Consider the following 3,258-nt stretch of genomic DNA (forward strand, 5'->3'; position numbering starts at 1 on the left):
TGTTAATGACGCCAAATAATGACCGTAAGTTGATGGATGATTTTGTCCAAGTCCTGACGGATTTTTTGTCATTAGACAAATGGGAGGCTGCCAGTGGCACCTCCCATTGATGATTTATAGATTCACCTGATATGTCTCATTTTGTTTCAGATAAAAACGGACCTCATGTTGCCCAGTGATGATGTACCAATCTCTTCCGAGCTCTAGACGACACGAGAGCACCTTCCCGTACCCAAGGTACAACTCGAACCATTCTCCGCATCGCATCCTGTAACCTGTCTCGTCATCCCAGACGACCACCCAACAGTCGAGACTTTCTTCATAACGCATCTTCTTCCAACGGCTCTTCTTCATGCCAGTTCACCTTCGATCACCTTCTTGACCATACGGTCGTCGATGATGCGGGAGCCATTCTGTGCTGCGAACAGGAGACAATGTGTCGCCAACTTGTTGATCAATCGGGATGCGCCACTCGAGTAACTGAAGATCTCATCGATTGCCAGGTCACTGAAGATATCTCGCTCGACACCTGCATAGCGCAGATGTTTGTTCATGTATTGTTCGGTCTCCGACCGATCAAGGTGGTCGAGCTTGAACTGGATGTCGATACGCTGACGGATTGCCGCAAAGGACTGTAACTGTAGGCGGTCCCATAGTTCCGTCTGACCGACCATGATCAATGCCATCGGACTTTGCGCATCCATACGAAAGTTCAATAGAAAGCGCACCTCTTCTAACATCTCACGGTCGAGTAGATGTGCTTCGTCCACGACGACGACGGGCGTCAACTTATGGATGCCTTTCATCAGTTCGATCTCGCGGTGTAATTGCCGTTTCGAGTCACCTCGATAGAACTTCGCTTCAAGTCCTAACTGTTCTAACATCCCCTTGTAAAAATGACGGGGTGTCAGTTTACTGTCGGAAAGATAGAGGAGTTTGAAACGCGACGGGTCCAACTGATCTGTGAACCGGCGGATCGCTGTCGTCTTTCCGAGTCCACATTCTCCGGTCATCACCGCAAACAGTTGACGTTCTGCGGCGTAGTTTAGTCGTCCGATGATCTCTTCTAGCTGAGTAGATTCATAGAGTTCAGTTGTCGGGATGCTACGCGAGAAAGGGGTATGGCGCATCTCAAAGAAGGATTCAAACATGTTCTGATCCTCCTTTTCCGATATTTCGGAAGCTGACTGCTGGAACAGTAGGGGTCATGGCAGCTGCCCGTCGCTCTTTGTTCTTTCTCTGTGCACCTTTTAGAAGTCTTGAAGAACCGGCAGGTTCCTTCGTCATCTTTTCTGGAAGGGATGGACGCCTTCCGGTCCGCTCGGTTATCACCAATCGTTTTGCCTTCCAGCTATCATATCCTGGGTAATCTACGATCAATTCATCGGTGTCCTGTGGATCATAGGTGATCTCGACCTTACAGCCCACGAAGTTTATTCCGACCTCATATTTCTCATCCTGGAAACTGATGCAACCGGCTTTATCGACCTTTCGGCTCTCTGAATGCAGAAAGGCATGCGCAAGGTCTTCAGCCGATATGTGACGGATCGGTGTACCTTCTTTGCGATAGGCCTCGAGCGGCGTCGTGTTCTCACCTAACGCCTGATGTGGCTTATGGATATAGCGCTCTTCCAACCAGACCTCCAGCCACTTGTTCAGTTCATCGGTGGTCTGTGGACTTTCGAGCTTCACCTCTTGTAGGAACTCCTCAAATGTTCGATTGAAACGTTCTACCTTCCCAGTCGATTCAGGCGAGTAGGGACGGGCATAGAGGAGACGTATCCCTAATTTGGAACAGGTCCTTGCCATCCATTTCGTGCGATATTGTTTGCCGTTGTCAAAGTACACACTCTCTGGCACACCATGCTTTCGGACAGATTCGCGAAACGCATCTTCAACACACCGTGCGTCAAGCATCTCATAGAACGAGACGTGCAATGGGAACCGTGTCGCATCATCGAGGAAGGCCACCATATAGACCTGTCTCTTCGTGCCGTTTGGTCCGATCGGCAGGTACGGTCCGTATTTGATGTCAGAATGCCACAAGGCATTTCGACTGCGCTTTTGAAAACGACGGACAGCACCAGATGTCTCATGATACAACTTCATCTGGCGCGCACTATAACCACGCTTGGCTAGCCGTTCCTGCAATGTAGAGCGCCTCAATGTACCTTTTTCTACGACTCCATCCCATTCTAATATCTGGATGATGGAGGCGATGCTCCTGCTCGGCACCTCACGTCGCAATAAGATGGCCTGCTCGAGCACCAGGTCCTGTGACTCTACTGGGATTGATCGATATTGCTTCTGTTTCAGCCCCTCGAACCCTTCAGTCTTGAATTGTGAGAGATAGCGCCGGATGGTGCGTTCAGAAAGTCCATGATGTGACGCGACCTGCTTGAGGAGCCTTCCTCGTTCCTGTTGATCTAGTTCTTCATTCAATAGTGGCGCGATCATCTGAAACCGATTTGTCGCCTTCTCATCTGCTTTTGTTCTTCCCATTCTCCACACTCCTTCTAGTCGATAATTGAAGTGTAGTCGATGGGAGGATGGACAAAAACGCAGAACGGGTATGTATCCAAAAATGACGGTTCGCAACCGGATGGACAATCTTTCCCAGCCAACCAGGTGCTGAACCGAACCATTGTCCGACTCGCTTATGTACAGGCAATAGCCGACTGGACAGGTCGGCTATCGAGGCCTCATTCTTCTGAAATTGAATAAGTATGGATTGTAGGATGAACAGCCAGTAGTCGATCAACTCATCGAACCACTTTCTCCAGCGATACAGAGTCGATTCATCTACCGCCACCGTCAGGTGGGAGCTCTGGAAGATCGTCTCTTCAAGTACGGATGCAGCGTAACGTTTATAGGGGATCATCAGGTCAGGGAGCTCATGATGGATCTTCTCACACTGTTTACAACGCAACCTTCTGACCACAAATGTTCTTGCACTACCTGTCTCATCTTTCAACTTACGCTCTCTCGAACCAATGACCTTGTACTCCAGATGCTCGCAACAGGGACAAGGGACCTTTTCTGCACATTTAATAAAAAACGCTTTTCTCGGCGCATTTGACTATGCTATAATCAGAGACAACAATCATATTGTTTGAGGGACGTCTTCCGTCGCGCCACTGGTAATGGCCGACATCTTGGGAGGCGTCTTTTCCTTTCTTCAGGTTTGTTAAGGACATTATATCCGTCAATTCCTGGACAAACAATACCGTCAACAAATTGACGTTTTTAATCAGCATT

At 48.9% G+C, this 3,258-nt stretch carries 5 protein-coding genes; all 5 read right to left on the bottom strand.

Features of this window, described 5'->3' with window-relative positions; all coding sequences use genetic code 11:
- Window positions 1–114 precede the first annotated feature (114 nt).
- Entirely contained in the window at window positions 115–354 is a 240-nt protein-coding gene (locus JOD03_RS13655) for a DUF5348 domain-containing protein (RefSeq protein ID WP_204592022.1), read from the bottom strand.
- Window positions 351–1,151, bottom strand: a complete 801-nt coding sequence (locus tag JOD03_RS13660) for an ExeA family protein (protein ID WP_094943787.1) — start codon at window positions 1,149–1,151, stop codon at window positions 351–353. Before JOD03_RS13660 ends, JOD03_RS13655 begins: the two co-directional genes overlap by 4 nt.
- Complete coding sequence (locus tag JOD03_RS13665) at window positions 1,144–2,502, bottom strand: DDE-type integrase/transposase/recombinase (protein ID WP_094943789.1); 1,359 nt, start codon at window positions 2,500–2,502, stop codon at window positions 1,144–1,146. Before JOD03_RS13665 ends, JOD03_RS13660 begins: the two co-directional genes overlap by 8 nt.
- Complete coding sequence (locus JOD03_RS13820) at window positions 2,480–3,052, bottom strand: DUF6431 domain-containing protein (RefSeq protein ID WP_279327661.1); 573 nt, start codon at window positions 3,050–3,052, stop codon at window positions 2,480–2,482. Before JOD03_RS13820 ends, JOD03_RS13665 begins: the two co-directional genes overlap by 23 nt.
- Window positions 3,048–3,258: hypothetical protein (locus JOD03_RS13670; protein WP_204592023.1), on the bottom strand; the 211-nt coding region annotated here is incomplete at its 5' end. The genes JOD03_RS13820 and JOD03_RS13670, both read right to left, overlap by 5 nt.

It is taken from the genome of Chryseomicrobium aureum (assembly GCF_016909155.1).
GTDB lineage: Bacteria > Bacillota > Bacilli > Bacillales_A > Planococcaceae > Chryseomicrobium > Chryseomicrobium aureum.

Excerpts from the sequence above, each read along its gene's own strand:
- JOD03_RS13655 (WP_204592022.1), bottom strand. The coding sequence starts at position 354 with ATGAAGAAGAGCCGTTGGAAGAAGATGCGTTATGAAGAAAGTCTCGAC.
- JOD03_RS13660 (WP_094943787.1), bottom strand. The coding sequence starts at position 1,151 with ATGTTTGAATCCTTCTTTGAGATGCGCCATACCCCTTTCTCGCGTAGC.
- JOD03_RS13665 (WP_094943789.1), bottom strand. The coding sequence starts at position 2,502 with ATGGGAAGAACAAAAGCAGATGAGAAGGCGACAAATCGGTTTCAGATG.